General features: G+C 70.8%; 19 protein-coding genes. 9 read left to right on the top strand and 10 right to left on the bottom strand.

What is annotated here, in order from left to right; genetic code table 11:
* Positions 1–10: 10 nt before the first annotated feature.
* The gene (locus tag GVV86_RS12900; RefSeq protein ID WP_159803031.1) at positions 11–673 is read left to right on the top strand and encodes a class F sortase; all 663 of its coding nucleotides are present in this window, start codon (positions 11–13) and stop codon (positions 671–673) included.
* Positions 674–687: 14 nt separating this feature from the next.
* Entirely contained in the window at positions 688–1,713 is a 1,026-nt protein-coding gene (locus tag GVV86_RS12895) for a matrixin family metalloprotease (RefSeq protein WP_159803030.1), read from the top strand.
* Between the two features lie 134 nt (positions 1,714–1,847).
* Here the strand turns inward: GVV86_RS12895 and GVV86_RS12890 are convergent, their stop codons facing one another.
* The gene (locus GVV86_RS12890; protein WP_159803029.1) at positions 1,848–3,437 is read right to left on the bottom strand and encodes a GntP family permease; all 1,590 of its coding nucleotides are present in this window, start codon (positions 3,435–3,437) and stop codon (positions 1,848–1,850) included.
* A gap of 160 nt (positions 3,438–3,597) precedes the next feature.
* Between GVV86_RS12890 and GVV86_RS12885 the strand changes: the two genes are divergently transcribed.
* The 5 genes from GVV86_RS12885 to GVV86_RS12865 all read left to right on the top strand — a co-directional run bounded on the left by GVV86_RS12885 (position 3,598) and on the right by GVV86_RS12865 (position 8,039).
* Positions 3,598–5,139 carry a four-carbon acid sugar kinase family protein gene (locus GVV86_RS12885; RefSeq protein ID WP_159803028.1) on the top strand — a complete coding sequence of 514 codons (1,542 nt, stop codon included), beginning with the start codon at positions 3,598–3,600 and terminating at the stop codon, positions 5,137–5,139.
* Positions 5,136–6,101: an NAD(P)-dependent oxidoreductase gene (locus tag GVV86_RS12880; protein ID WP_159803027.1), complete on the top strand. Its 966-nt coding sequence runs from the start codon at positions 5,136–5,138 to the stop codon at positions 6,099–6,101. Before GVV86_RS12885 ends, GVV86_RS12880 begins: the two co-directional genes overlap by 4 nt.
* The gene (locus GVV86_RS12875; RefSeq protein ID WP_159803026.1) at positions 6,079–6,795 is read left to right on the top strand and encodes a FadR/GntR family transcriptional regulator; all 717 of its coding nucleotides are present in this window, start codon (positions 6,079–6,081) and stop codon (positions 6,793–6,795) included. Before GVV86_RS12880 ends, GVV86_RS12875 begins: the two co-directional genes overlap by 23 nt.
* A 5-nt stretch (positions 6,796–6,800) precedes the next feature.
* Positions 6,801–7,577 carry an SDR family NAD(P)-dependent oxidoreductase gene (locus GVV86_RS12870; RefSeq protein ID WP_159803025.1) on the top strand — a complete coding sequence of 259 codons (777 nt, stop codon included), beginning with the start codon at positions 6,801–6,803 and terminating at the stop codon, positions 7,575–7,577.
* 87 nt (positions 7,578–7,664) lie between these two features.
* Positions 7,665–8,039 (top strand): GNAT family N-acetyltransferase, encoded by a 375-nt coding sequence (locus GVV86_RS12865; RefSeq protein ID WP_159803024.1) that lies wholly within the window; start codon positions 7,665–7,667, stop codon positions 8,037–8,039.
* Here GVV86_RS12865 and nagA read toward each other — a convergent pair.
* From nagA to murQ, 5 genes are read right to left on the bottom strand one after another with little or no spacing between them, the layout of a single operon-like run.
* Positions 8,014–9,189: an N-acetylglucosamine-6-phosphate deacetylase gene (gene nagA / locus GVV86_RS12860; protein ID WP_159803023.1), complete on the bottom strand. Its 1,176-nt coding sequence runs from the start codon at positions 9,187–9,189 to the stop codon at positions 8,014–8,016. The two genes, GVV86_RS12865 and nagA, sit on opposite strands and share 26 nt — an antisense overlap.
* 5 nt (positions 9,190–9,194) lie before the next feature.
* Complete coding sequence (gene nagB / locus GVV86_RS12855; protein WP_159615271.1) at positions 9,195–9,977, bottom strand: glucosamine-6-phosphate deaminase; 783 nt, start codon at positions 9,975–9,977, stop codon at positions 9,195–9,197.
* On the bottom strand, positions 9,974–11,461 hold the full coding sequence (locus GVV86_RS12850) for a sodium:solute symporter (RefSeq protein ID WP_159803022.1): 1,488 nt from the start codon (positions 11,459–11,461) through the stop codon (positions 9,974–9,976). Before GVV86_RS12850 ends, nagB begins: the two co-directional genes overlap by 4 nt.
* A 14-nt stretch (positions 11,462–11,475) precedes the next feature.
* Positions 11,476–12,675, bottom strand: a complete 1,200-nt coding sequence (locus GVV86_RS12845) for an anhydro-N-acetylmuramic acid kinase (RefSeq protein ID WP_159803021.1) — start codon at positions 12,673–12,675, stop codon at positions 11,476–11,478.
* Positions 12,672–13,631 carry an N-acetylmuramic acid 6-phosphate etherase gene (gene murQ / locus GVV86_RS12840; RefSeq protein WP_246669982.1) on the bottom strand — a complete coding sequence of 320 codons (960 nt, stop codon included), beginning with the start codon at positions 13,629–13,631 and terminating at the stop codon, positions 12,672–12,674. Before murQ ends, GVV86_RS12845 begins: the two co-directional genes overlap by 4 nt.
* A 232-nt stretch (positions 13,632–13,863) precedes the next feature.
* Between murQ and GVV86_RS12835 the strand changes: the two genes are divergently transcribed.
* Together GVV86_RS12835 and GVV86_RS12830 are read left to right on the top strand one after the other, a co-directional pair.
* Entirely contained in the window at positions 13,864–14,883 is a 1,020-nt protein-coding gene (locus GVV86_RS12835) for an N-acetylglucosamine kinase (protein ID WP_159803020.1), read from the top strand.
* Positions 14,880–17,708: an FAD-binding and (Fe-S)-binding domain-containing protein gene (locus GVV86_RS12830; protein WP_159803019.1), complete on the top strand. Its 2,829-nt coding sequence runs from the start codon at positions 14,880–14,882 to the stop codon at positions 17,706–17,708. Before GVV86_RS12835 ends, GVV86_RS12830 begins: the two co-directional genes overlap by 4 nt.
* Before the next feature lie 25 nt (positions 17,709–17,733).
* Here GVV86_RS12830 and allB read toward each other — a convergent pair whose 3' ends face one another.
* The 4 genes from allB to aceB are packed head-to-tail and all read right to left on the bottom strand — an operon-like array spanning position 17,734 to position 22,891.
* Positions 17,734–19,101 (bottom strand): allantoinase AllB, encoded by a 1,368-nt coding sequence (gene allB / locus GVV86_RS12825; RefSeq protein ID WP_159803018.1) that lies wholly within the window; start codon positions 19,099–19,101, stop codon positions 17,734–17,736.
* Between the two features lie 45 nt (positions 19,102–19,146).
* On the bottom strand, positions 19,147–19,962 hold the full coding sequence (locus tag GVV86_RS12820) for a bifunctional allantoicase/(S)-ureidoglycine aminohydrolase (protein WP_159803017.1): 816 nt from the start codon (positions 19,960–19,962) through the stop codon (positions 19,147–19,149).
* Positions 19,959–21,293, bottom strand: coding sequence for a DUF6986 family protein (locus GVV86_RS12815; protein WP_159803016.1), 1,335 nt, complete (start codon positions 21,291–21,293; stop codon positions 19,959–19,961). Before GVV86_RS12815 ends, GVV86_RS12820 begins: the two co-directional genes overlap by 4 nt.
* Positions 21,293–22,891: a malate synthase A gene (gene aceB, locus GVV86_RS12810; RefSeq protein WP_159803015.1), complete on the bottom strand. Its 1,599-nt coding sequence runs from the start codon at positions 22,889–22,891 to the stop codon at positions 21,293–21,295. The genes GVV86_RS12815 and aceB overlap by 1 nt, the downstream gene beginning before the upstream one ends.
* Positions 22,892–23,075: the final 184 nt, after the last annotated feature.

Below are 23,075 nucleotides of genomic sequence, written 5' to 3'. Positions count from 1 at the left end.
CGTCCTACGCATGATCAGTTCTTCCGGCAACCGCCGCAGGAGCCGCCTGGCTGCTGCGGCGGCTGCGTTCTTCCTCCTCTCCGGCTGCGCCGCCGAGGCCCCGGCCAAGATGCTCGAGAACCCGCCGACACGCTCGGCTCCCCCCTCGGCAACCCCCGCGCCGGCCACGACGGCACCGCAGGTCCAGACGCCGACGACGGCTCCCGAGCTCCCTGTCCTCCCCGAATCTAGGCCGGACTCCTTCCGCATCCCGTCAACCGGGGCCACCTCGGATCTGCTCAGCCTCGGCCTGCGCGATAACGGCTCCCTCGAGGTTCCCCCGGACGGCCCCGGCGCGCCAGCCAGCTGGTACAACGGCTCGCCCACGCCAGGCGAGCGCGGACCCGCGGTCCTCCTAGGCCATGTCAATGCCACGGACGGCGGACCGGGCATCTTCGCCGAGCTGCGCAAGCTCAAGGCCGGAGACACCATCGAGGTCACGCGGGAGGACGGCACGAAGGCGGTCTTCACCTTCGACCGCGGCGAGCAGTACGCCAAGGATGCCTTCCCCACCGAGAAGGTCTACGGGAACACCGAGGGGGCCGAACTGCGCCTGATCACCTGCGACGGGTTCGACCCGGAGACCGGTGAGTTCGACGACAACTACGTCGTCTACGCGAAGCTCGTCGGCTGAGGTCCGGTGCCGGCATGCCGTATCCGAGTGAGCCCGACGGCGGCGGGGCGCCGGAGAGCGCCCCGCGCGACGGCGCCCCGCCTCAACCGAAGGCGCCCAGTGGCCGCACGCCCGCGTGGGCCCTCGAAGAATCCCTGAATCAGCAGCTGCGGGAGTTTCATGCCTCGCAGCGCAGGGCAAACGGGTGGCCGCCTGCACCACCACGCTCCCGCACCCTCCCTCCGCAGGTGCGCGGGCCCCGGCCCCGCCGGCGTTTCGGCCGCGGCCTGCGCACCGGCCTCGCCCTCGCACTGGTGGCGGGGCTCTACTTCGGGCCCGGTGTCTTCGAGCGGTACATCCTTCCGGCGGCCCTGCCCTACTTCCCGGACGCCAGCGTGCCGCCCTGGGGTGTCGAGGCGGCGGACGCACCGCTCGGGCAGCCTCCCGCGGTGGCCGCCTCGGACGCCTACCGCTTCCATGCCTCCCCCACCGAGGAGCAGGACTTCGTCGCCTATGACCCCTGCCGTCCGATCCACTACGTCGTCCGCCCCGATAACGCCCCTCCCGGCTCCGAGACGCTCGTCGATGAGGCGGTCGCGCAGGTTTCCGCCGCGACCGGCCTGCAGTTCATTGACGACGGCGCCACGTCCGAGGCCCCCTCGGTAGACCGCGAGTCCTTCCAGCCCGAGGCCTACGGCAAGCGCTGGGCGCCCGTCCTCATCGCCTGGTCAACGCCGCAGGAGAGCCCCGAGCTTGCGGGAGACACCGCCGGGCTCGGCGGCAGCAGCGCGGTCACCACCCCGGGCAACCCCTACGTCTACGTCACCGGTCAGGTCCAGCTCGATGCCCCCGCCCTGTCGGACATCCTCACCTATCCGGGCGGCCCGGACCTCGTTCGGGCGGTGATCATGCACGAGCTGGGGCACGTCGTCGGCCTCGACCACGTCGAGGATCCCAACCAGCTGATGAACGCGCGGAACAGCAACGTGACCGAATTCGCCGACGGCGACCGGGCCGGCCTCGCCCGGCTGGGCACCGGGGAGTGCGTCCGGCGGCTCTGACTGCTATAGGTCCACGCGAAGGGCCTCATGCAGGAGGCCAGCGCACGATAGGTCAGCACAATAGGTCAGCGCAAGGAATCAGCACGCAAAAGGCCGCCGCCGATAAAACGGCGACGGCCTCCCGCGAAGCATTCCTATCCGAGCACGAGGTTCGCCAGGAAGAGCAGCGGAATCGAACCCGCCCATACGGCGGTGGTGATTCCGGACCACCCGCGCAGGGCCGCCGTGCCGTCCAGCCCGGCGAAGCGGGTGACCACCCAAAAGTAGGAATCATTGAAGTAGCTGAACACCATTGACCCGGCGGTGCAGGCGAGGGCGGCGACGATGGGGTCGACTCCGAGGGACGTGACCAGCGGCGCAGTCACCGACGCGGCGGTGATCATGGCGACGGTGCCCGAACCCTGGGCGATCCGCACGAGGGTGGCGATCAGGAACGGAACGAGGAACGCCGGCAGCGGCGTCGCGGCGATTGCCTCGGCGAGGGCATCGCCCACGCCGGAGCTGCGCAGCACCTGGCCCAGCGCACCGCCCGCGCCGGTGATCAGCAGAATGAGACCGGCGGACGCGGCGGCGTCGGCGAACCAGCCCTGCACCCTGGTGCGCGGAACCCAGCGCGGCAGCAGCACATACACGGCCAGCAGGACGCCGATCACGAGCGCCACCACGGGATTGCCGATGAAGGCCAGCGGCGCGGCCCACGCCGACGGCTCGTACTCTCCGGTGCCGACGACCCCCTGGTTGCTCTGGTCGATGGCCCCGCTGACCGTGTTGAGAATGATCAGCAACAGCGGCACGAGCAGGGGCAGCGACGCGACGAATGCGCCCACCCGGTGAGGCTTGGCCCCTTCGGGCGGCGTGCCGAGGTCGGTACCGGCGTCCTGCCCCACCGAGCCGCCGCCGAAATCGTCATCGTGACCCAAGCCGGCGTCATCGTGACCCGTGCCGGTGTCGGCGTGAGTGCCGGCCGGCGCCGCGTCCGCGGCCGTGGTGCGGTCGGCGAGGGACGTTCCGGTGGAGGTGGCCCCGCCGGCACCGGTGGAGCGCGCACCGCCCGCGGGAACCGCGGCGGCTGTACCGTAGACGGCCTCGCGGACGCTGGCGTTCATCTCCGGCTCGAGCTTCGGCCCCATCCACTTCGCGTAAAAGACGACGATCGGCAGCAGGACGATGGTGAAGACAAGCCCGGCCAGGATCAGTGCACCGAGGTCGGCCCCGAGGATGCCGGCTACGGCCAGCGGACCGGGGGTCGGCGGCACGAGGTGGTGGGTGAGCGTCATGCCGCACCCGAGCGCCAGAGCGAGGACGATGTAGCCGCTCCGCTTTACCCGCGCAATGGAACGCGCCAGGGGGTTCATGATGACGTAGCCGGAGTCGCAGAACACCGGGATGGACACCAGCGCCCCCACGCTGCCCATCGCCCAGGGTTCCCGGCCCTTGCCGAACAGTTTGAGGAAGGCCAGGGCCAGCGAGTTCGCCGCCCCCGAGACCTCAAGGATCTTGCCGATCCCGACGCCGAGCCCAATGACGATGCCGATCGAGGCAAGCGTGTTGCCGAACCCGGTGGTGATGGCGGTGACGATTTCCAGCGGAGCCTGGCCGGCGACGAGGCCGGTCACCAGGGCCGCAATGAGCAGTGCAACGAACGCGTCGAGGCGCGTGCGGAGCACGAGGACAATGATGGTGGCGATCCCCAGCACCAACGCCAAAAGAAGTTGTATATCCACGGTGATGTACTCCTCATGAAGCCTGGGAAGGCCCCGTTGCCCGCCCAGGTGGTGTTCTTTTGCAAGGCCCTCGGGAACGTTGACGGCCACGATGCTGGCTGAAACACTAACACCACACGTATGACATCTGACAAGGTCTCGTTCGAGGGAGTGCACCCACTTGACACGCGAAGCAGCGTTGCTCGCAGGCTTTCCCGCCCCCGTCCGCGTCGACCCGCGGGAGATCGCGGCGGCCGTGGCGGCCGTGGGCCGGATCCTTGTGGTGCTCGACGACGACCCCACCGGCACCCAGTCCGTCGCCGACCTCCCCGTGCTCACCGCATGGGAACCCGGGGACTTCGAATGGGCGTTCTCCCACCGTATCCACGGCGCGGCCGCCTCGGCCGTCTACGTCCTGACGAACACCCGCAGCCTGGACCCCGCGGAGGCCGAGCAGCGCAACCGTGACATCGTCACCAACGCCCTGGCGGCGGCGGACGCCTCCGGTGTGAGCGTCGGGTTCGTCAGCCGCGGTGACTCCACCCTGCGCGGCCACTTCCCTCTCGAACCCGACACCATCGCGGCCACCCTCCGCGAGGTCCGAGGCATCGATACGGACGGCGTCGTCATCGTCCCCGCCTTTCCCGACGCCGGCCGCGTCACCATCGGAGGCATCCACTACCTGCGCGACGGCGACGGTGGTCTCACCGCCGTGGCGGAGACCGAATTCGCCCGCGACGCAACGTTCGGCTTCACCCGCTCCGACCTCGCAGGCTACGTCGAGGAGAAGTCCGGCGGCCGGCTCCCCGCAGGCGGGGTGATCCTGCTGGATCTCGCCACCATCCGCGGCGGGACCGACGGCATCGCCGCAATGCTCGACGCCGCCCGGGACGCTGTGCCCATCGTCGCCGACGCCGTCACCGAGGACGACCTCCGCGCCCTCGCCCTCGGACTCCACGAGGCCGAACGCCGCGGGCGCAGGCTGCTGTACCGGGTGGGACCGCCGTTTGTCCGCGCCCGGATCGGCCAGGTGGAACACGCCCCACTCACCGCCGCCGAGATCTTCGACAACGCCGTTGAACCCGGCAGCGGCGAAGCCGGCGCCACGGATCCCCGCAGCGACGCGCCGGGCACCGGCGGGCTGATCGTCGTCGGCTCGCATGTCGGCCTCACCACCCGCCAGCTGGAGGCCCTGGCACGCCGGCATCCCTCGGCGGTCCAGGTGGAGCTCGCCGTCGAGACCCTCCTCGACCCCGTGCAGCGCGACACCGCAGTCGCCGCCACCACCGCCGCCGTCACCGCAGGGCTCGGCCGCGGCGAGGTCATCCTCTCCACCAGCCGGCAGCTGATCCGCTCCGATGACCCGGAGCGCAGCCTGGAGATCGCACGTCTCGTCTCCCAGGCCGTCGTCGACGTCGTCCGCGCCACCCTCGCCGCCGCGCCCGTGCGCTTCGTCATCGCCAAGGGAGGCATCACCTCCTCCGACGTAGCCGCCCACGGGCTGGGCATCCGCCACGCGGTGGTGCGCGGCCCGATGCTCCCGGGGATCGTCTCGCTCTGGGAGCCGGTGGACGGCCCCGCCCGCGGCATCCCCTTCGTCGTTTTCGCGGGCAACGTCGGCGACGACGAGTCGCTGGCCGACGTCGTTCAAACCCTCAGCGCACACCCGGAAGTGCTCCACGCCGAGGCCCCCCGCGCCGTGCAGGAAAGGACCCAGCCATGAGCGAGCAGCTCCACCCGCCCGTCGCCGTGCTTGGGCTCGGAGCGATGGGCCTGCCGATGGCCCGCCGGCTTGCGGGCGCCTTTCCCGTGCGCGGCTTCGACCCGGCGGAGGCGCTGCGTGCCGCGGCCGAAGCGGCGGGCATCCTCTGCGCGGACTCCGCCGCAGAGGCGGTCGGCGGGGCCGGGATCGTGCTGCTCGCCGTCCGCAATGCCGCGCAGGTCGAGGAGGTGCTCTTCGGCACAACCGGCGTCGCAGGAGCCCTTGAGCCGGGTGCTGCCGTCGTGATGACCAGCACGGTGGGCGTCGATGCGGTCCCCGCCTGGACCGAGCGTCTGGCCGCCCTGCAGGTTGACCTCATCGACGCTCCCCTGTCCGGCGGGCCCGTCCGCGCCGGGGAGGGCGACCTGCTCATCGTCGTGGGTGCCGAACCCGCGGCCCTCGAGAAGGCGGGTCCGGTCCTGGAGCGGCTCGCTTCGACCCTGACGGTTGTGGGCGCCCGGCCCGGGGATGGGCAGGCGATGAAGACGGTGAACCAGCTGCTGTGCGGGGTGCATATCGCTGCGGCGGCCGAGGCGCTGGCCCTGGCCGATGCCCTCGGACTCGACCAGAACCTCGCCCTGGCTGCCTTGGAGTCCGGAGCGGGTGCGTCCTTCATGCTCTCCAACCGCGGCCCGCGCATGATCGAGGGGTACGACGGCCGCGTCGACGTCCTGAGCCGGCTCGACATCTTTGTGAAGGACCTCGGTATCGTCGGCACCGCCGCCCGGTCCGCCGGCCTAGCCGCCCCCGTGGCCGCGGCCGCGGAGCAGCTGTTCCTCCTCGGCCAGGCGCAGGACCTGGGTGCGGTGGACGACTCTTCGGTGATCCGGGTGCTCGCTCCGGCCAAACGCCGGGCAGGGCAGCTGGATCTATCCCCTCCAGGGAAGGGGGACGCGGCCGATGGGCAGGAAACCGCTGGCTGAAATCGTCTTCCAGGACCTGCTGCAGCAAGTGATCGAGGGCGTGTATCCCCCGCACAGCTCCCTGCCCGCCGAGGCGGAGCTGGCCCGGACGGCGGACGTCAGCCGGCTCACCGTCCGCGAGGCGCTGAAGACGCTGCAGGCACAGAACGTCGTCCAGGTCCGGCGGGGCCTCGGGACCTTCGTGAACCCGCCGGCACTGTGGACGAACCTGGAGGCAATCGTCCGCGCAGCCTCCCATGAGGCCGGCTCGAGCGATGTGGCGCTGCGCCTGCTCGAAGTCCGCCGCATGGTTGAGACCGGCGCGGCCGAGCTCGCCGCCCGGCACGCCACCGGCGAGGACCTCGAGCGCATGGCCGCCGCTGTGGACGCCCTCACGACCGCCCACAACGCGGAGGACCTCGACGCGGTCGTCACCGCGGACCTCGACTTCCATGACGCCGTCCTGCGCGCCTCGGCGAACCCGTTCGTGCCCGTCATCGTCGGGCCGCTGGGACAACTGCTCTACGCGATGCGCCGCGAGACCTCCGCGTTTCGGGAAGTTCAGAAGCACGCGATCCGCCACCACACCCTGGTGCTGGACGCCATCCGCTCCGGGGAACCGGAGGCGGCGCGACGTGCCATGGAAGCGCACATCAACCAGACCTACGACGACTACGAGCACTTCATCCACCATCCCGACAGATTCAGGAGCTGATGACCATGGCAGACATCCAAGCCTTCCCCGCCGAGAAGACGGCAGTCCTCACCGGAGCCGCCTCGCCGCGCGGCATCGGCCGCGCCCTCGCGGACACCCTGGCGGGCCAGGGCTGGTCCATCGCCATCCTCGACATCGACGCCGGCGCCGCCGAGGAGGCCGCCGCCGACATCGCCGGGCGGCACGGCGTCCAGGCCCTCGGCGTGGGTGCCGACGTCTCCGACAGCGGCTCGGTCGACGCCGCCATCAGCCGCGTCGAAGCGGAGCTTCCACCCGTGGTGGCGTTGGGCAACCTCGCCGGCATCAGCTCGCCCACGGAGTTCATGAAAGAGACCAAGGAGGCGTGGGACCGCGTCTTCGCCGTGAATATGGCCGGGACGTTCCTCGTCACCCAGAGGGTGCTCGGCGGGATGATCGACCGGAAGCTCGGGCGGGTCGTCAGCGTCTCCTCGATCTCCGCCCAGCGCGGTGGCGGCACCTACTCCAAGGTCGCCTACAGCGCCTCCAAGGGAGCCATCATCGGGTTCACCCGGGCACTGGCCCGGGAGATGGGCGAACACAACATCACCGTCAACTGCGTCTCCCCAGGCCCCGTCGACACCGACATCATGGGCGGCACCCTCAGCGAGGAACGCAAGCAGGAGATGTCGCGGGACATCCTCGTGGGCAGGGTCGGCACGGTGAAGGAGATCGCCGCGCTGATGGCCTTCCTCGTCGGCGAGGACGCCGGTTACATCACCGCCGCGACCTACGACATCAACGGCGGCCTGCAGGTCTCCTGACGGGATCTCCCAGTGCCGTGTCCCAGTGCCGCGTTGACCAGCCTCCGGCGCAGTGAAAAACTTGCGGTATCTCGAGAAGGGGACGATATGACCAGCGGCACAGAGCCAGGCAGCCCGGCAGGCACGTCAGCGGGCGAGCAGAGGACCGGTTCCGGAGATACCAAGGCGCAGCTGACGGTCACCGACACCCCGGAGAAGAGCCGGTACATCGCCTACCTCGACGGGACCCCGGTGGGCCTGGCCGCCTACCGCCTCGCTGACGGCGTCATCGAATACACCCACACCATCGTTGACGAGGAATTCGAGGGCCGCGGCATCGCGACGGACATGATTCATCAGGCGATGGCCGACGCACGGGAACGGAACCTGAAGGTTGTGGCCGGGTGCAGCTTCGTCGAACGCTTCCTGGCGGAGAACCCCGAGTATTCCGACCTCGTCAGGACAGGACCCGCAGCACCGTAAGGTCCTCATCCAGCAGGACGACGCCGCCGCGCGCCCCGACCTCCGTCGTGCCGTAGTCCGGGAGCCCGAGGGCGCGTGCCGGAACGAGGGTCGCCGCCGCAACCGCCTCGACCGCCCCGACGCCGGCGCCCACCGCGCGGCGGACGGCGGCGTCAAGGGTCAGGGTGCTGCCGGCGATCGAGCCGTTGCCCGCGAGACGGGCCTCCCCGCCCGCCACAGTGACGTCGAGGGAGCCGATCGTGTACTTGCCATCCCCGGCGCCGGCCGCGGCCATCGCATCGGTGATCAGGGCCACCCGTCCCGGCGCGGACGCGAACGCCAGCCGGACCATCGGGTCGTGGACGTGGAGCCCGTCGGCGATCAGTTCGAGGGTGACGTGAGGGGAATCCAGCGCGGCCGCGATCGGCCCGGGCCGGCGGTGGTGCAGCGGCTCCATGGCGTTGAAGGCGTGGGTCAGCAGGCTCGCTCCGGCGTCGAAGGCCCGCAGCGCCGTTTCATAGTCCGCGGCCGTGTGCCCGACGGCCACCCGGACGCCGTGCTGGATAAAGCGCCGCAGGGCCGCGAGGTCCGGGTCGAGCTCGGGAGCCATGGTGACCTGAACGAGCGAACCTCCCCCTGCCTCGACGAGCCGGTCCACGGCCTCGACGGTGGGGGCCACGAGGTAGTCGGGGCGGTGCGCCCCGCAGTGGCTCGTCGCGAGGAAGGGCCCCTCGAGGTGGAAGCCGCGCAGCATCGGATCGTGGACACCACCGAGCGCCCGCAGCGAGGCCTCAAGGACGGGCAGTGGGTTGGTCACCAGCGACGCTACGAGGCTCGTTGTACCCGCGGCCCGGTGCACCCGCAGCGCCGCCGAAATGTCGGCATCCTCGAAGGACGCCCCACCCCCGCCGTGGCAGTGAAGGTCGACGAATCCGGGCGCCACGTACGCTCCGGCCGCGTCGAGCACCTCCACGTCGCCGTCCGCGCCGGTCCCCACCGCGTTCCCCGCGGCCGCTGCACCGGCAGTGAGCCCCCGCCAGGAGTCCCCGGTCCCGACGTCGGTGACGACGCCGCCGTCGAGCCGGAGCCAGGCGTCGGGCACGACGGCCGTCCCGGTAAAGCGCTGGGCTGAGTGGAGGAGGAGGGGCTGCGTCGCCGGATGGAAGGTCACCGGACTCAGGGTAGCTGCCAGGCGGGCCGGTTGGCCTCAGTGTGCCGGTAGTACGCGGAGTGTTGTAGCTCCGAGGCGGCCTCCTCGTCGATGATCACCGTCGCCTTGGCGTGAAGCTGGAGGGCTGTCGCCGGGCAGAAAGCGCCCAGTGGGCCCTCGATCATCTGCGCCACGGCGGCGGCCTTCGCCGTCCCGGTGGCCACGAGCACCAGGGCCCGCGCATCGAGGATGGTGCCGATGCCCTGGGTGAGGCAGTGCATCGGGACCTGGGCGACATCGCCGCCGAAGAACCGGGAATTGTCCTCCCGGGTGCGCGGTGAGAGCGTCTTGACGCGCGTCCGGCTGGAGAAGGACGACGTCGGCTCGTTGAACCCGATATGTCCGTTGGCGCCGATGCCCAGCAGCTGCACATCGACCCCGCCGCTGGCCGCGATCGCGTCTTCGTACGCCCGGCAGGCCGCCTCGAGGTTGTCCGCCGCGCCGTCGGGCACCCGGATGTTGCCCGGGGTGAGCCCCAGCCGCCGCACGACCTCCCGGTCGATCACCGAGCGGTAGCTCTCGGGGTGCTCGGCGGGCAGGCCGACATACTCATCGAGGGCGAAGCCGCGCACACGGTCGAAGGACAGCCCGTCCCGGCGGTGCCGGGCGAGGGCCTCGTAGGTGGCCATTGGGCTTGACCCGGTGGCGAAGCCTAGGACGGCGTCGGGCTTTCGCTCGACCGTGGAGGCGAGGATGCGGGCGGCATGCTCTCCGACGGCCGCGGCGTCGGAGTGGATGGCGATTCTCATCGGGCGTTGACCTCTGTCGTGATCGGAGCTGGGGTGGCGGCGCCGCGGTGGCGCAGCGAGAGCAGGAAGCCCAGGCCCACCGTAACCACAACGCCGATGGCTGTGTACCAGGTGAAGCCGATGAGGGTGCGCTCGAACAGGAACAGGTAGGTCATCAGCGCGACAGCGACGGCGAAACCGAGGATCGCGTCGTTCTGGCGGGCCTTCGGCACCCAGAGTCCGAGGAAGAACGCGCCCAGCAGACCGCCGTAGGTGAGCCCGGCGATGGAGAGTCCCAGTTCGACGACGGGGTTGTCGGTGCCCGTGAACAGTGCACCGGCGCCGATGAAGACGACGCCCCAGCCGAGGGTGAACAGCCGGCTCAGGCGCAGGGCCCGCACCTCGGAGAGCGGGCGCGTGCTGAACTTCTCGTAGAGGTCCGACATGGTCGAGGAGGCGAGGGCCGACAGCGACGACGACAGCGTGCTCATGGCGGAGGCGAGGATGCCCGCAAGGAGCAGCCCGGACAGCCCGCTCGGCAGGCCTTCGACGATGAAGGTGGGGAAAATCTGGTCGCCGCGCTCAAGGCCGAGCTCCTCGACGGACTTGCGCTCGTAGTAGCTCCACAGCGCCAGTCCCACCGTGAGGAACAGGGCGAACTGGAGGAACACAATCACGGCGCTGCCGATGACCGCCTTCTTGGCGTCCCGCAGGGTGCGGGTGGTGAGCAGCCGCTGCACAATGATCTGGTCGGCGCCGTGGGAAGCCGTCGACAGCAGTGCTCCGCCGACGACGGCGGTGATGAAGGCGTACGGGGCGGAGATGGGGCTCGAGGCGAAGTCGAGGAACTGGGTCTTGCCGGCGTCGGCCGCCTCGGACCAGAAGTTCACCTCGAGGTTTCCGGTGATGAAGATCAGGGCGATGATGCCGCCCACCACGTACAGCGCCATCTGCGCGACGTCGACCCAGACAACCGCCTTGATACCGCCGAAGAAGGTGTAGGCGATGGTGACGAGGCTGAGGATCGCGATAATGGCGAAGAAGTTGAGGTTCAGCCCGTAGGAATCGAGGATCACCTTCACCGGAATGGCGGCGGCGAAGAGCCGGACGCCGTCGGCGAGGAGCCGGGTGAGGATGAAGGCCACCGAGGCGGTGCTCTGCATGCCGCGGCCGAAGCGCTGGCCGAGGTAGGCGTAGGCGGTGGTCATTTCGCCGCGGTAGTAGCGGGGCAGGAGCACGAAGGCGACGACGATGCGACCGATCAGGTAGCCGATGGCCACCTGGATGAACGTGATGTTCCCAAGGTAGGCCACGGCGGGGACGCTGATCACGGTGAGGGCGCTGGTTTCGGTGGCGACTACCGAGAGGCAGACGGCCCACCAGGGGAGCTCGCGGCTGCCCAGGAAGTAGTCCTTGACGTTTGACTGCTTGCCGGACAGCTTCAGGCCGAGCCAGGCGGAGCCCACAAGGTAGGCAATGATGACGATCAGATCGAGGGGTTGCACAGGATCTCCAGGGGCTAAGGGTGCCGGACGGGCGCGGGAGCTGAGACGGTGATGCGGGAGGGCGGAACGGCCACCGGTTCGGGCAGGCGCAGAGGGCGCGCGCCCGGGGTGATGCGGCCGGCGAGCGGCGGCGTCGTGCTTCCGGTGGCGCTGGCCAGGGTGCCGGGGAGCCCATGCCAGGTGAAGAAGCCGAGCAGGGCGAAGAGGTAGGCCTCCTTGGCGTCGGCGTCGATGCCAAGTTCGGCGGCGTCGCGCAGCTGCGCCGGTGCCAGGTGGGCCTGCAGCCGCTCCAGGAGGAACGGGTTGCGGGTACCGCCACCGGAGACGAACACCTCGCCGACCCCGAAGGGCGCGAGGGCATCGGCCACGGTGCGGGCCGTCAATTCTGTGAGGGTGGCCAGCAGGTCGGGAGTGTTGAGCGGCCGGCCCGCCGTCACGGCGTCGAGGTACCCGGAGTTGAAGATCTCCCGACCGGTGGACTTCGGCGCGGGCCGTGAGTAGTAGGGGTGGGCGAGCAGGCCCGCGAGGAGGTCGTCGTCGACCGTTCCGCCGCGGGCGCCCTCGCCGTCCCGATCGACCGACTCGGCGCCGTCCGTGGCGGCGCGCGCCGCGGCGTCAAGGAGCGCGTTCGCCGGTCCGGAGTCGAAGGCGACCGGGTCCTGGCCGGGGCGGATCACCGTGGCGTTGGCGATCCCGCCAAGATTCAAAGCAGCAGAGTTGAGGGCAGCCGCCGCGTCCCCGCGCCCGGCGAGCAGCAGGGAGTCGAAGAGGCTCACGAGCGGTGCGCCCTGGCCGCCGGCGGCGATGTCGTTGCTGCGCACGTCGGAGAGCACCGGCAGCCCGGTGGCCTGCGCGATCCAGGCGGGCTGGCCGAGCTGGAGCGTGCCGCGGGCAATGCCGTCTTCGATCCAGTGGAACAGGGTCTGCCCGTGGGAGACGACGAGGTCGGCGGTCCCGCCGATGTCGGCGAGGAAAGGCTGCGCGGCGGCGGCGAACTCCTGCCCGATGAGGGTGTCGAGCCGGGTCACCGCCTCCATCGAGGTGGCCGCCGGTGGCATGGCGCGCTGGATTTCCTCCCGCAGCCCCTCGCTGTAGGGGACCTCGCGGTGGGCCAGCGGCGTCATGCGCAGCTCGGTGCCGTCGAGGTCGAAGTCCGCGGCGGCGACGTCAATGGCGTCAACCGAGGTGCCCGAGGACAGCCCGAGGACCCTCATGGGCGCACGGGTGCCGCGCCGAGGATGGCCCGCACGCTGCCCGCGTGCTCCTCGAGGAGCACGCGGGCCTCTGCCGCGCTCACCCCTTTCAGGAGCATGACGATGGCGGTCTTGGCGTGCCAGCCGGAGGCATCGAGGGCGCCGGCCGCCTCCGCGGGGGACGCCCCGGTGGCCTCGAGGACGATCCGCTGCGCCCGCTGGCGCAGCTTGCCGTTGGTGGCCTTCACGTCGACCATGAGGTTCCCGTAGGTCTTGCCCAGACGGACCATGGCGGCGGTGGAGATGGCGTTGAGGACGAGCTTCTGGGCAGTGCCGGCCTTCATGCGGGTCGATCCGGCGACCACCTCGGGCCCGGTGAGGACCTCGATGGGGAAATCGACGGCGGCGCTGAGAATCGTCCCCGGATTGTTTGAGAGGCCGATGGTCACGGCGCCGGCTGCGCGGGCGGCAGCCATCGCCCCGAGCACGTAGGGGGTCCGGCCGGAGGCGGCGATCCCGACGACGGCGTCGAGCTCCCCCACCGACAGGCCCCGCAGATCGGCGGCACCGGCGTCGGGATCGTCCTCGATCCCCTCGACGGCGGAGACCAGGGCGGCGGGCCCGCCGGCCATCAGCGCGACGACGAGTCCGGGAGCCACCCCAAAGGTCGGAACGCATTCGGCGGCGTCGACGCCGGCGAGGCGTCCCGGGGTGCCGGCGCCCACGTAGATGAGGCGGCCTCCCCTGCCGAGCCGGTCTACGACAGCGTCGACGGCGGCGGTGATGGCCTCACCGGCGGCGGCGGTGGCCGCGGGAACGAGGGCGTCCTCGGCGGCGATCTGGGCGACGAGTTCGCGGGTCGACCGCAGGTCAAGGTCGGCCAGGTCGGGGCGGGACTGTTCGGTCTCCAGACGGTCGAGGTCCGCGGGTGCTTCCCGACGGTCCACCGCCTTTTGGGCGCGATAGGAGTTGTTCACGATCCAAGAAGACCACAGCCCCCCAAGGATGGTCAATGGTTTTCATAACTGTGTAATATCGTGAAAATTAGTTTCACTCGGTCGCTGGTTTCACCTCTGGAGAAGCCAACCGCGTTACCGTTGACGTTGCCACTCCCACCGCCCGGAAGGACCTCCATGAGACGCCCGAACACCCGGAGGCGGACGACGCACCCCACGACCACCGCTGCTCCCGGCTTCCGGAGGACGCACCATGCCGTCGCCTGAGCGTGCTCCCGCGGCGATCTGCGGCATCGACATCGGCGGCACCGGCTGTCGCGTCGCGGTGACCACCCCCACCACGGGTCTGTCGGCCGCCCGCGTCTTCACCGGCAGCGGGCTGCGCATCGGCGGCTCGGGCCTCGACGTCGAGGAACTCATGATCACTCTCGAGCCGCTGGTCGAGGCGGCGCGGAAGGCCTCCGGGGCCCGGAGCCTCGACACCCTGGTCCTCGGCGCGGCGAGCCTCGTCACCCTGCTGCGCAGCGCCGAGGGCGTCCACGCGGAGCTTTCCGCCCGGTTCGGCGCGCACACAACGGTCCTGGCCTCCGACGTCCTCACCTCCCACATCGGCGCCCTGTCGGCGCAGCCGGGCGTCGTCGTCGCCGCGGGAACCGGGGCCGTCGCCCTGGGCACCGACCACGCCGGTCGTTGGCAGCGGGTCGACGGGTGGGGCCACCTGCTCGGTGATGCCGGCAGCGGCGCCTGGATCGGCGCGCGCGGCCTCGAGGCCGCCTACCGCAGCTACGACGGGCGGGCCGGCGGGTCGGCTGGCCTGCTCGACCGCCTGCTCGAACGGTTCGGCACCCCGGAAGACCTGGTGCGCAGCGTCTACACCCGGCAGGACCGCGCGGCCGTGCTCGCTTCCTTCGTGCCCGACGTCGCCGAGGCCGCCGCGCAGGGCTGTGCCGTCGCCCTCGGCATCTTCCGCTCCGCCGGCCTGGAACTGGCCCGCACGGCCACCGCCGCCCTGGTCGACGGCCTGCCGCCGCGCATCCGCTGGGTCGGCGGACTCTTCGAGGCCTCCCCCGATCTCCTCGAGGAATTCGGCCAGGAACTCCACCGCGGCCACCCGGGCCTCGACCTTGCCCCTGGCGAGGGAACCTCGCTCGAGGGCGCGCTTCAGCTCGGCGCCGCCACGGCCCTCGGCTCCGGACCGGAACAGCGCGAGGGCTTCCTCTCGACCCAGCACCACCGGGCAGGCCGCCCGCAGCAGCCGGGGGGTTCCGCGTGATCGCCGCCCTGCGTGACGCCGTCGCCGACGCCGCCCGGGTCAGCGAACGCGCCATCGACCGCCACGCCGGCGCCCACGACGCCTCCCACTTCCTGCTGATCCCGCAGGCGGTGGCCACTCCGGTGGACGCCGCCGAGGTGGGAGCGCTGCTGCGCGCCTCGGCCGCGCAGGGTATCCCCCTCACCCTGCGCTCGGGCGGCACCAGCCTCAGCGGCCAGGCCGTCACCGACGGCGTGCTCGTCGATGTGCGCAAGCACTTCCGGGGCGTGGAGGTGCTCGATAACGGCGCCCGGGTCAAGGTGTCGCCCGGAGTCACCGTGCGGATGCTCAACACCCGGCTCGCCCGGTACGGCCGGAAGTTCGGGCCGGACCCCGCCAGCGAATCCGCGTGCACTATCGGCGGCGTGGTCGCGAACAACTCCTCGGGCATGCACTGCGGCACCGCCGACAACGCCTACCGCACCCTCGAATCCGTGACGGTGGTCCTCCCCAGCGGCACGGTGATCGATACCGGCGCCGCCGACGCCGACGAGCGCCTGCGCGCCCTCGAACCCGCACTCTTCGACGGCCTGCTGCGGCTCGCCGCACGGGTGCGTTCCAACCCCGCCTCGGTGCGGATCATCACCGAGCAGTTCTCCCGCAAGAACACCATGGGCTACGGCCTCAACTCGCTGCTCGACTTCGAGACCCCGGCCCAGATGCTGGCGCACCTGATCGTGGGCAGCGAGGGGACCCTGGGCTTCGTCGCGGAGGCCGTCTTCCGCACGGTGCCGGTGCATCCCCACACCACCACGGGACTGCTCGTCTTCGACGACCTGCAGGCCGCCAACTCGGCGCTGCCGGCGCTCGTGGACTCCGGCGCCGCCACCGCCGAGCTGATGGACGCGCTGTCGCTGAAGGTGGGCCAGAACCTCCGCGGCACCCCCGCCGTCGTGAAGGACCTGACCGTCCGCAACCACGCCGCCCTGCTGGTTGAATACTCGGCGGACACCGCTGAGGAACTGGCGCAGGCCGCGGCGGCCGGTGCCGCGGTGCTGGCCCCGCTGGGCCTGAGCACCCCCGCCGTCTTCAGCACCGACGCCGCCGCCCGGGCCGAACTGTGGCGGCTGCGCAAGGGCCTCTACGCCTCGGTGGCCGGGGCGCGCCCGCAGGGGACCACGGCGCTGCTCGAGGATGTCGTCGTCCCCGTGCCGGCGCTGGCACGCACCTGCAGCGAGCTCACTCGACTGTTCGGAACGTACGGGTACCGCGACAGCGTGATCTTCGGGCACGCCAAGGACGGGAACATCCACTTCATGCTCACCGACCAGTTCGCCTCGGCGTCCGAGCTCGAGCGGTATGCGGCGTTCACCGAGGACCTCGTCGGCCTGGTGCTCGGCGAGGGCGGCTCGCTCAAGGCCGAACACGGCACCGGGCGCGTCATGGCGCCCTTCGTGCTGCGCCAGTACGGCGACGAGCTGTACGAGGTGATGCGGGAGATCAAGGCGCTGTTCGACCCGGCCGGGGTGCTGAACCCGGGCGTGATCCTCAATGAGGACCCGCAGGCGCACCTGCGCCACCTCAAGGCCGTTCCCGCCGTGGCCGAGGAGGTGGACCGGTGCGTCTCGTGCGGTTACTGCGAGCCAGCCTGCCCCAGCAAGGACCTCACCCTGACCCCTCGGCAGCGGATCGTGACGCTGCGCGCCATCGAACAGGCACGGCTCGACGGTGATACCGCCCTTGTCGCGGAGCTTGAGAAGGATTACGACTACGAGTCGGTGCAGACCTGCGCCGTCGACGGAATGTGCCAGACGGCGTGCCCCGTCGACATCAACACCGGATCGCTGGTGAAGCGGCTCCGGCGTGAGAGCGCCTCCCCCGTCGCCGGGCGGATCGGAACCGCCGCCGCGGGCTCCTGGGCCGGCGTCACCCGGGGAGCAGGCGCCGCCCTGAGCCTCACCGCGAAGCTTCCCTCCCCCGTCGTCCGCGGGCCGAACACTCTCGCCCGCGCCGTCCTGGGCGCCGACACCGTGCCGCTCCACTCCCCCGAGCTGCCCGCCGGCGGTTCCCGGCGGCGGCGCCCGGCGCCCGAGGGCGCCGCGGACGCCGTGTACTTCCCGGCGTGCGTCGGAACGATGTTTGGGCCGGCGTCACCCGGCGGGAACACCTCGCCCGGGGTGCAGGTGAGCTTCGAGGAGCTCTGCGCGCGGGCCGGGCTGACGCTGCTGGTGCCGCCGGGCATCGACGGGCTGTGCTGCGGCACGCCCTGGTCCTCCAAGGGACTGGCCGACGGCCAGCAGGCCATGGCAGCCCGTACCCTCGCGGCGCTGCGGGAGGCGACCGGCGACGGCGAGCTTCCGGTGATCTGCGATGCGACCTCCTGCACCGAGGGCCTGCTTGCGGTGATCGCCGGTGAGGTTCCCGCACCGGGTCAGCGCCCGCTGCGGGTCATCGATGCCGTCGAGTTCACCGCCGAACGGATCCTGCCGGTCCTCGGACCGTACGAGAAGCGGGACTCCCTGGCCCTCCACCCCACCTGCTCCTCAACGCGGCTCGGAGTGAACCCGGCACTGGAGGCGGTTGCGGGGGCCGTCGCCGCCGAGGTCTCGATCCCCGAGAACTGGGGGTGCTGTGCCTTCGCCGGCGACCGCGGCATGCTTCACCCCGAGCTGACCGCGTCGGCCACCGCACGGCAGGCGGCCGAGATAGCGGCGTTCGACGCCGGCGCCCACGCCTCGTGCAACCGGACGTGCGAGCTCGGCATGACCCGGGCCACGGGCGAGCAGTACCAGCACGTGCTGGAGCTGCTTGAAGAGGTTAGCCGGCCGGCCGCGCCACGCCGCTGACGCCGGAGCCACCGGGCAGGAGCGTTCAGGTTTCGCCGCGCCGGAGCAGCCTACCGACGGGAATCAATCCGTCCACCTCCGTACCCCGGAGGTAGGTCCGCCGCACCACTCCGGTCAGCCGCTTCCCGGAGTACGGACTGACGGGGTTGCGGTGGTGCAGGGTGTTCACATCCACGGTGAAGCTTTCCTCGGCGGCGAAGACCACGAGGTCCGCGTCGCAGCCCACGGCGAGCCGGCCCTTGCGGGACAGGCCGGCGAGCGCGGCGGGCGCCTGCGCCATCCACCCGACCACCCGCTCGAGCGGGATCCCCCGCTTCCGGGCCTCCGTCCAGGCCAGGGGAAGGCCGAGCTGGAGGGAGGACACCCCGCCCCAGGCCACGTCGAAGTCGCCGTTCTCGGGGTCCTTGAGGTCCGGGGTGCTTGGGGAATGATCGGTGACGATGCAGTCGATCACCCCGTCCTCGAGTCCCTTCCACAGCAGTTCCCGGTTGGCGTCCTCGCGGATCGGCGGGCAGCATTTGAAAGCCGTGGCGCCGTCGGGGATTTCCTCGGCGCGCAGCGTCAGGTAGTGAGGGCAGGTCTCCACCGTGAGCCGCACGCCGTCACGCCGGGCGGCGGCGATCATCGGCAGGGCGTCCGAGGATGAGAGGTGGAGGATGTGCGCCCGGGCGCCGGTGGACCGTGCCCGCTCGATGACCGCGGCGATGGCGATGTTCTCCGCGCGCCGGGGCCGGGAGGCGAGGAAACTGTCGTAGCGGCTGCCCCCGGCCCGCGGCGCCTCCTCAATGGTGCGGGCGTCCTCGGCGTGGACGATCATCAGCGCGTCGAAGCTGGCCAGTTCGGCAAGGTCCTTCTTGAGTTCCTCAGCGTCCAGGGGCGGGAACTCGTCCACGCCGGAGTGGAGGAGGAAGCACTTGAACCCGAAGACTCCCTCCTCGTGGAGCGCCCGCAGGTCCGCGGTGTTCCCCGGCACCGCCCCACCCCAGAAGCCGACGTCGACGAAGGCCTGGGGCGCGGCCGCCGCCCGCTTCTGCGCGAGGGCTGCCACGTTCACGGTGGGCGGGATGCTGTTCAGCGGCATGTCGATGATGGTGGTGACGCCCCCGGCCGCCGCGGACCGGGTTGCGGAGGCGAAGCCTTCCCACTCGGTGCGGCCGGGCTCATTGACATGGACATGGGAATCGACGAGGCCCGGCAGCAGGGTTTCGTCAGCGCGGAGCGCGACGGTGCGCGCTCCGGTGAGTCCGGTCCCCCACGGCGCGAGTGCAGTGATGGTCCCGTCGACGACGCCGACCTCAAGCTCCCGGACACCCTCCTCGGTCAGGACCCTGCGGCCGCGGATCACCAGGTCGAAGCCGGGGGTGAAAGGACCGGCGGCGGATGGCTCGGCCATGAAGTTCCCTCCCTTCTGTACCCTGCCTGCAGTCCCGCGGGGTGCTCAAAGCACGATCTGGCGGTTGACGTCCTTATAGAGCAGGTAGCGGAACTTGCCGGGCCCGCCCGCATAGCAGGCCTGCGGGCAGAAGGCCCGCAGGGACAGATAGTCGCCCTCCTCGACCTCCACCCAGTCGTCATTGAGCCGGTACACCCCCTTGCCTTCAAGGATGTAGAGCCCGTGTTCCATCACGTGGGTCTCGGCGAACGGGATGGAGGCACCAGGCTCGAAGGTGACGACGTTGACGTGAAGGTCGTAGGCGGGGTCGTCGACCGGCAGCATGCGCGTGGTGCGCCACCGGTTGTCCGTGCCGGGCATGGCGTCCGGTTCGATGTCCTGCTCATTGCCGACGACCACGGCGGGGACATGCCCGGGCAGGGGCTGGTGGCGCTTGCGGATCCACTGGAACACGGCGTTGCCGGCACCGGTGTTGCCCGCCGACCACGACTCACCGGGTGGAAGATACGCGAATCCCCCCGGTCCCAGGGCAGAGGCCGCGCCGCCGATGGTGACGTCGAGGGTCCCGTCGAGCACGAAGAGGAAGGATTCGACCTCCGGCTGGGGCTCCGGCGCGTCGGAACCCCCTCCGGGAGCGACCTCCATCAGGTACTGGGCAAACGTCGTCGCGCCGCCGGCGACCGGGCGGTTGAGGATCCAGGCGCGGGTGGCGTGCCATTCGGGCAGGACGCTGGTGACGATGTCCCGCAGGACGCCCCGGGGGATCACCGTGTATGCCTCTGTCACCACGGCACGCCCGGAGAGGAGGTCGGTCTGCGGCGGGAGACCGGACTGCGGCGTGTAGTAGCTGGGGCTCGTCATGACGATCCTTCGGGTCGGCGGCTTGGGTCGGGGACGACGCCGGGTGCAGTTGCGGGGGCGGGTCGAGGGTGCGCGGGCCGCGGGTGGGCGAGCCGGGTCAGCCCGACAGGGTCGACGCCGGTCCGCTGTTCAATGTCCTGCCCGTCGAGCGCTCCGCAGTCGAGCCCGCGCTGAAGGAACCGCGCCATCGCCCGGGCGGTGGCCGGCTCGTCCAGGACGGTGCTCTCGAGCCGGTGCACGTAGTTGCGCAGCCGGGACGCCGCCGAGTCGAAGCCCGAGAGATAGAAGAGGTAGGTGGCGATGAACCGGGTGGGAAGCTGGGCGGGGTGGAGGTCCCAGCCCTGGTAGTAGCCCCGCTCCAGCGAGCGGCGGACCAGACGGGCGTGAAGCGTCCAGGCCGCGGCGGTGTTTTCGGCGGAGCCCACGGGCAGGATGTTCGTCGAGCCGTCGGAGAGGCGCACCCCGGTTCCGGCGGCGGCGACCTGCATCACGGCCTTGGCGTAGTCGGCGGCCGGGTGGTCCATCGCTTGGTTCCCAGCGGCGATTTCCAGCGAGGCGCTGTAGTCGTAGGTGCCGTAGTGCAGGCCTGAGACCCTCCCCGAGCCCGCATGCAGCAGCTGTGCCACCGGAACCGTGCCGTCGGCGCCCAGGATCAGCTGCGGGGTTTCCACCTGCACCTCGAAGCGCAGCCTGCCCGGCGCCAGGCCGTGTGCCTTCTCGAGCCGTCCGCACACGTAGGCCATCGCCTCGACCTGGGCGACGGTGCTGACCTTCGGAAGGGTCAGGGTAAGCCCGTCGGGCAGGTTCCCCTGCCGCAGCAGCCCGGCGAGGAAGAGGTCGAGGGTGCGGATGCCCCGGGCCCGGGTGGGTTCCTCGAAGGACTTGAACCGGAGGCCGGAGAACGGCGGAGCGGTTCCGCCGTCGACGGCGCGGGCGAGGAGGTCCGCCGCGTCGAGCGCTGCCGCATCCTCCTCGTCGTCGTTCCGGCTGCCGTAGCCGTCCTCGAAGTCGAGGCGGAGGTCCTCGATGGGTTCCCGGAGCAGTTTCACCTCGACCTTGGCGGCGATGGGCGCGACGAGGTTCTCGGGGAGGCCCACCGTCCTGCACAGTGCCTCCATCCCGCCGTGGGCTTCGACGGCGGCGAGCGCCTCTGTGCCCCAGCGTCCGGTCAGCGCCGGTTCGATCCGGTCCGCCGGAACGTACACGGTGTGGACGGGCTGGCGGCTCCCGTCGTCGCCGGGGTAGCTGCGCCGCAGCAGCCGGTCGGTGTCGGACAGCTTCGCGTCGACCAGCGCGTAGTCGGCGGCGCCGAGGACAGCCTCGGCGGGCATCAGCGGACCAGCTCGTAGGCCGGCAGGGTGAGGAAGTCCGTGTACTCCTCGGACAGGCAGATCTCGGCGATCAGCGTCCGTGCCGGCTCGTAGTAGCGGGCGAAGGTTTCGGCGTCGACCTCGGTCCGGAGCCGGTCGACCTCTTCGTCGAGCAGGGCCTTCACGAGTTCGGGGGTGACGGTGTTGCCGGTGTCCGAGAGGACCACCTGATTGCGGAGCTGCTGCCACACCTGGGACCGGGAGATTTCCGCAGTCGCGGCGTCCTCCATCAGGTTGTGGATCGCCACGGCGCCGTTACCCGAGAGCCACACGGCGACGTAGGCGACGGCGACGTAGAGGTTCAGCCGCAGCCCGGCTTCGGTCACGGCACCGCCGGCCGAGGGGATATCGAGCAGCTCCGAGGCGGTGACACTCACTTCCTCACGCTGCCGGTCGAGCTGGTTTGGCTGGTCCCCCAGCACCGCGTCGAACACCTCCCGGCAGACCGGCACCAGGTCGGGGTGGGCCACCCAGGACCCGTCGAACCCGTCGTCGGCCTCGCGGGTCTTGTCGGCGCGCACCTTCGCGAAGGCCTCCTCGGTGACGGCGGGCTCCCGCCGGTTCGGGATGACCGCGGCCATCCCGCCCATCGCGAAGGCGCCCCGGCGGTGGCAGGTCTTCACGAGCAGTTCGGTGTAGGCGCGCATGAAGGGGGCGGTCATGGAGATGCTGGCGCGGTCCGGCAGCAGGTAGGCCGGCCCGGCGTCGCGGAAGTACTTGATGATGCTGAAGAGGTAATCCCACCGCCCGGCGTTGAGCCCCGAGGCGTGGTCGCGGAGCTCGAAGAGGATCTCCTCCATCTCGAACGCCGCCGGAATCGTTTCGATCAGCACGGTCGCCCGCACCGAACCCTGCGGCACCCCGACGTAGTCCTGGGCGAAGACGAAGATGTCGTTCCAGAGCCGGGCCTCGAGGTGGCTTTCGAGCTTCGGCAGGTAGTAATAGGGTCCGCTGCCCGCATTCAGCAGCTGTTTCGCATTGGCGAAGAAGTGAAGCCCGAAATCGACAAGCGCACCGATGGCCGGCTCGCCGTCGATGCGCACGTTTTTCTCGCTCAGGTGCCAGCCGCGCGGCCGGGTGACAACGACGGCGAGGGGCGCGTCCTGCCGCAGCGAGTAGTCCTTGCCTTGCGGCGAGGTGTAATCGAGCCGTCCGCGGGCCGCCCGGTAGAGGTTCAGCTGGGAGTCGATGACGTTGTGCCAGGTCGGTGCGCTGGCGTCCTCGAGGTCCGCCAGCCAGACCTGCGCGCCGGAGTTGAGCGCATTGATGGCCATCTTCACGGGCGAGGCCGGCCCGGTCATCTCCACGCGGCGGTCGCGCAGGTCCGGCGGCGCGGGCGCCACCTTCCACTCGCCGTCGCGCACCCCCCGGGTTTCGGGGAGGAAATCGAGGCGGCCTGTGGCGGCAACCTCGGCGCGGCGGGCCGCGCGGCCGGCGAGGCGTTCATCGCGCCGACCCCGGAAGTGATGGTGAAGCTGCTCAACGAAGGAAAGGGCCTCGGGGGTCAGGATGATGTCGGCGCCTTCGGCGGGCGAGGGATCGGTCAGTTCAATGGCCATGCTGTGCTCTCCTCGGAAGATCGAGTCCCGCTGGGTAAGGCCGCTGCCGCCGGACCGCCGCCGAAACGGCACCCGAGTACGCCCTGACATTCGTAGTACGGACGTTATTGTCTGCAAAGGTGAAGCACAAGCATCAGGAGGCGCGGCATCCCCGCCGCGGTGTTACAGTTCGAGGGCGAAGCCA

It is taken from the genome of Arthrobacter zhaoguopingii (assembly GCF_009828595.1).
GTDB classification, from domain to species: Bacteria; Actinomycetota; Actinomycetes; order Actinomycetales; family Micrococcaceae; genus Arthrobacter_D; species Arthrobacter_D zhaoguopingii.
Note: the sequence above shows the minus strand (reverse complement) of the source record. Positions and strands in the feature narration are given on the sequence as shown.

Bases quoted from the DNA above. Each gene is read 5' to 3' on its own strand.
- GVV86_RS12900 (WP_159803031.1), top strand. From the start codon at position 11: ATGATCAGTTCTTCCGGCAACCGCCGCAGGAGCCGCCTGGCTGCTGCG.
- GVV86_RS12895 (WP_159803030.1), top strand. From the start codon at position 688: ATGCCGTATCCGAGTGAGCCCGACGGCGGCGGGGCGCCGGAGAGCGCC.
- GVV86_RS12880 (WP_159803027.1), top strand. From the start codon at position 5,136: ATGAGCGAGCAGCTCCACCCGCCCGTCGCCGTGCTTGGGCTCGGAGCG.
- GVV86_RS12875 (WP_159803026.1), top strand. From the start codon at position 6,079: ATGGGCAGGAAACCGCTGGCTGAAATCGTCTTCCAGGACCTGCTGCAG.
- GVV86_RS12870 (WP_159803025.1), top strand. From the start codon at position 6,801: ATGGCAGACATCCAAGCCTTCCCCGCCGAGAAGACGGCAGTCCTCACC.
- GVV86_RS12865 (WP_159803024.1), top strand. From the start codon at position 7,665: ATGACCAGCGGCACAGAGCCAGGCAGCCCGGCAGGCACGTCAGCGGGC.
- nagB (WP_159615271.1), bottom strand. From the start codon at position 9,977: ATGAGAATCGCCATCCACTCCGACGCCGCGGCCGTCGGAGAGCATGCC.
- GVV86_RS12845 (WP_159803021.1), bottom strand. From the start codon at position 12,675: ATGAGGGTCCTCGGGCTGTCCTCGGGCACCTCGGTTGACGCCATTGAC.
- GVV86_RS12835 (WP_159803020.1), top strand. From the start codon at position 13,864: ATGCCGTCGCCTGAGCGTGCTCCCGCGGCGATCTGCGGCATCGACATC.
- allB (WP_159803018.1), bottom strand. From the start codon at position 19,101: ATGGCCGAGCCATCCGCCGCCGGTCCTTTCACCCCCGGCTTCGACCTG.
- GVV86_RS12820 (WP_159803017.1), bottom strand. From the start codon at position 19,962: ATGACGAGCCCCAGCTACTACACGCCGCAGTCCGGTCTCCCGCCGCAG.
- GVV86_RS12815 (WP_159803016.1), bottom strand. From the start codon at position 21,293: ATGCCCGCCGAGGCTGTCCTCGGCGCCGCCGACTACGCGCTGGTCGAC.
- aceB (WP_159803015.1), bottom strand. From the start codon at position 22,891: ATGGCCATTGAACTGACCGATCCCTCGCCCGCCGAAGGCGCCGACATC.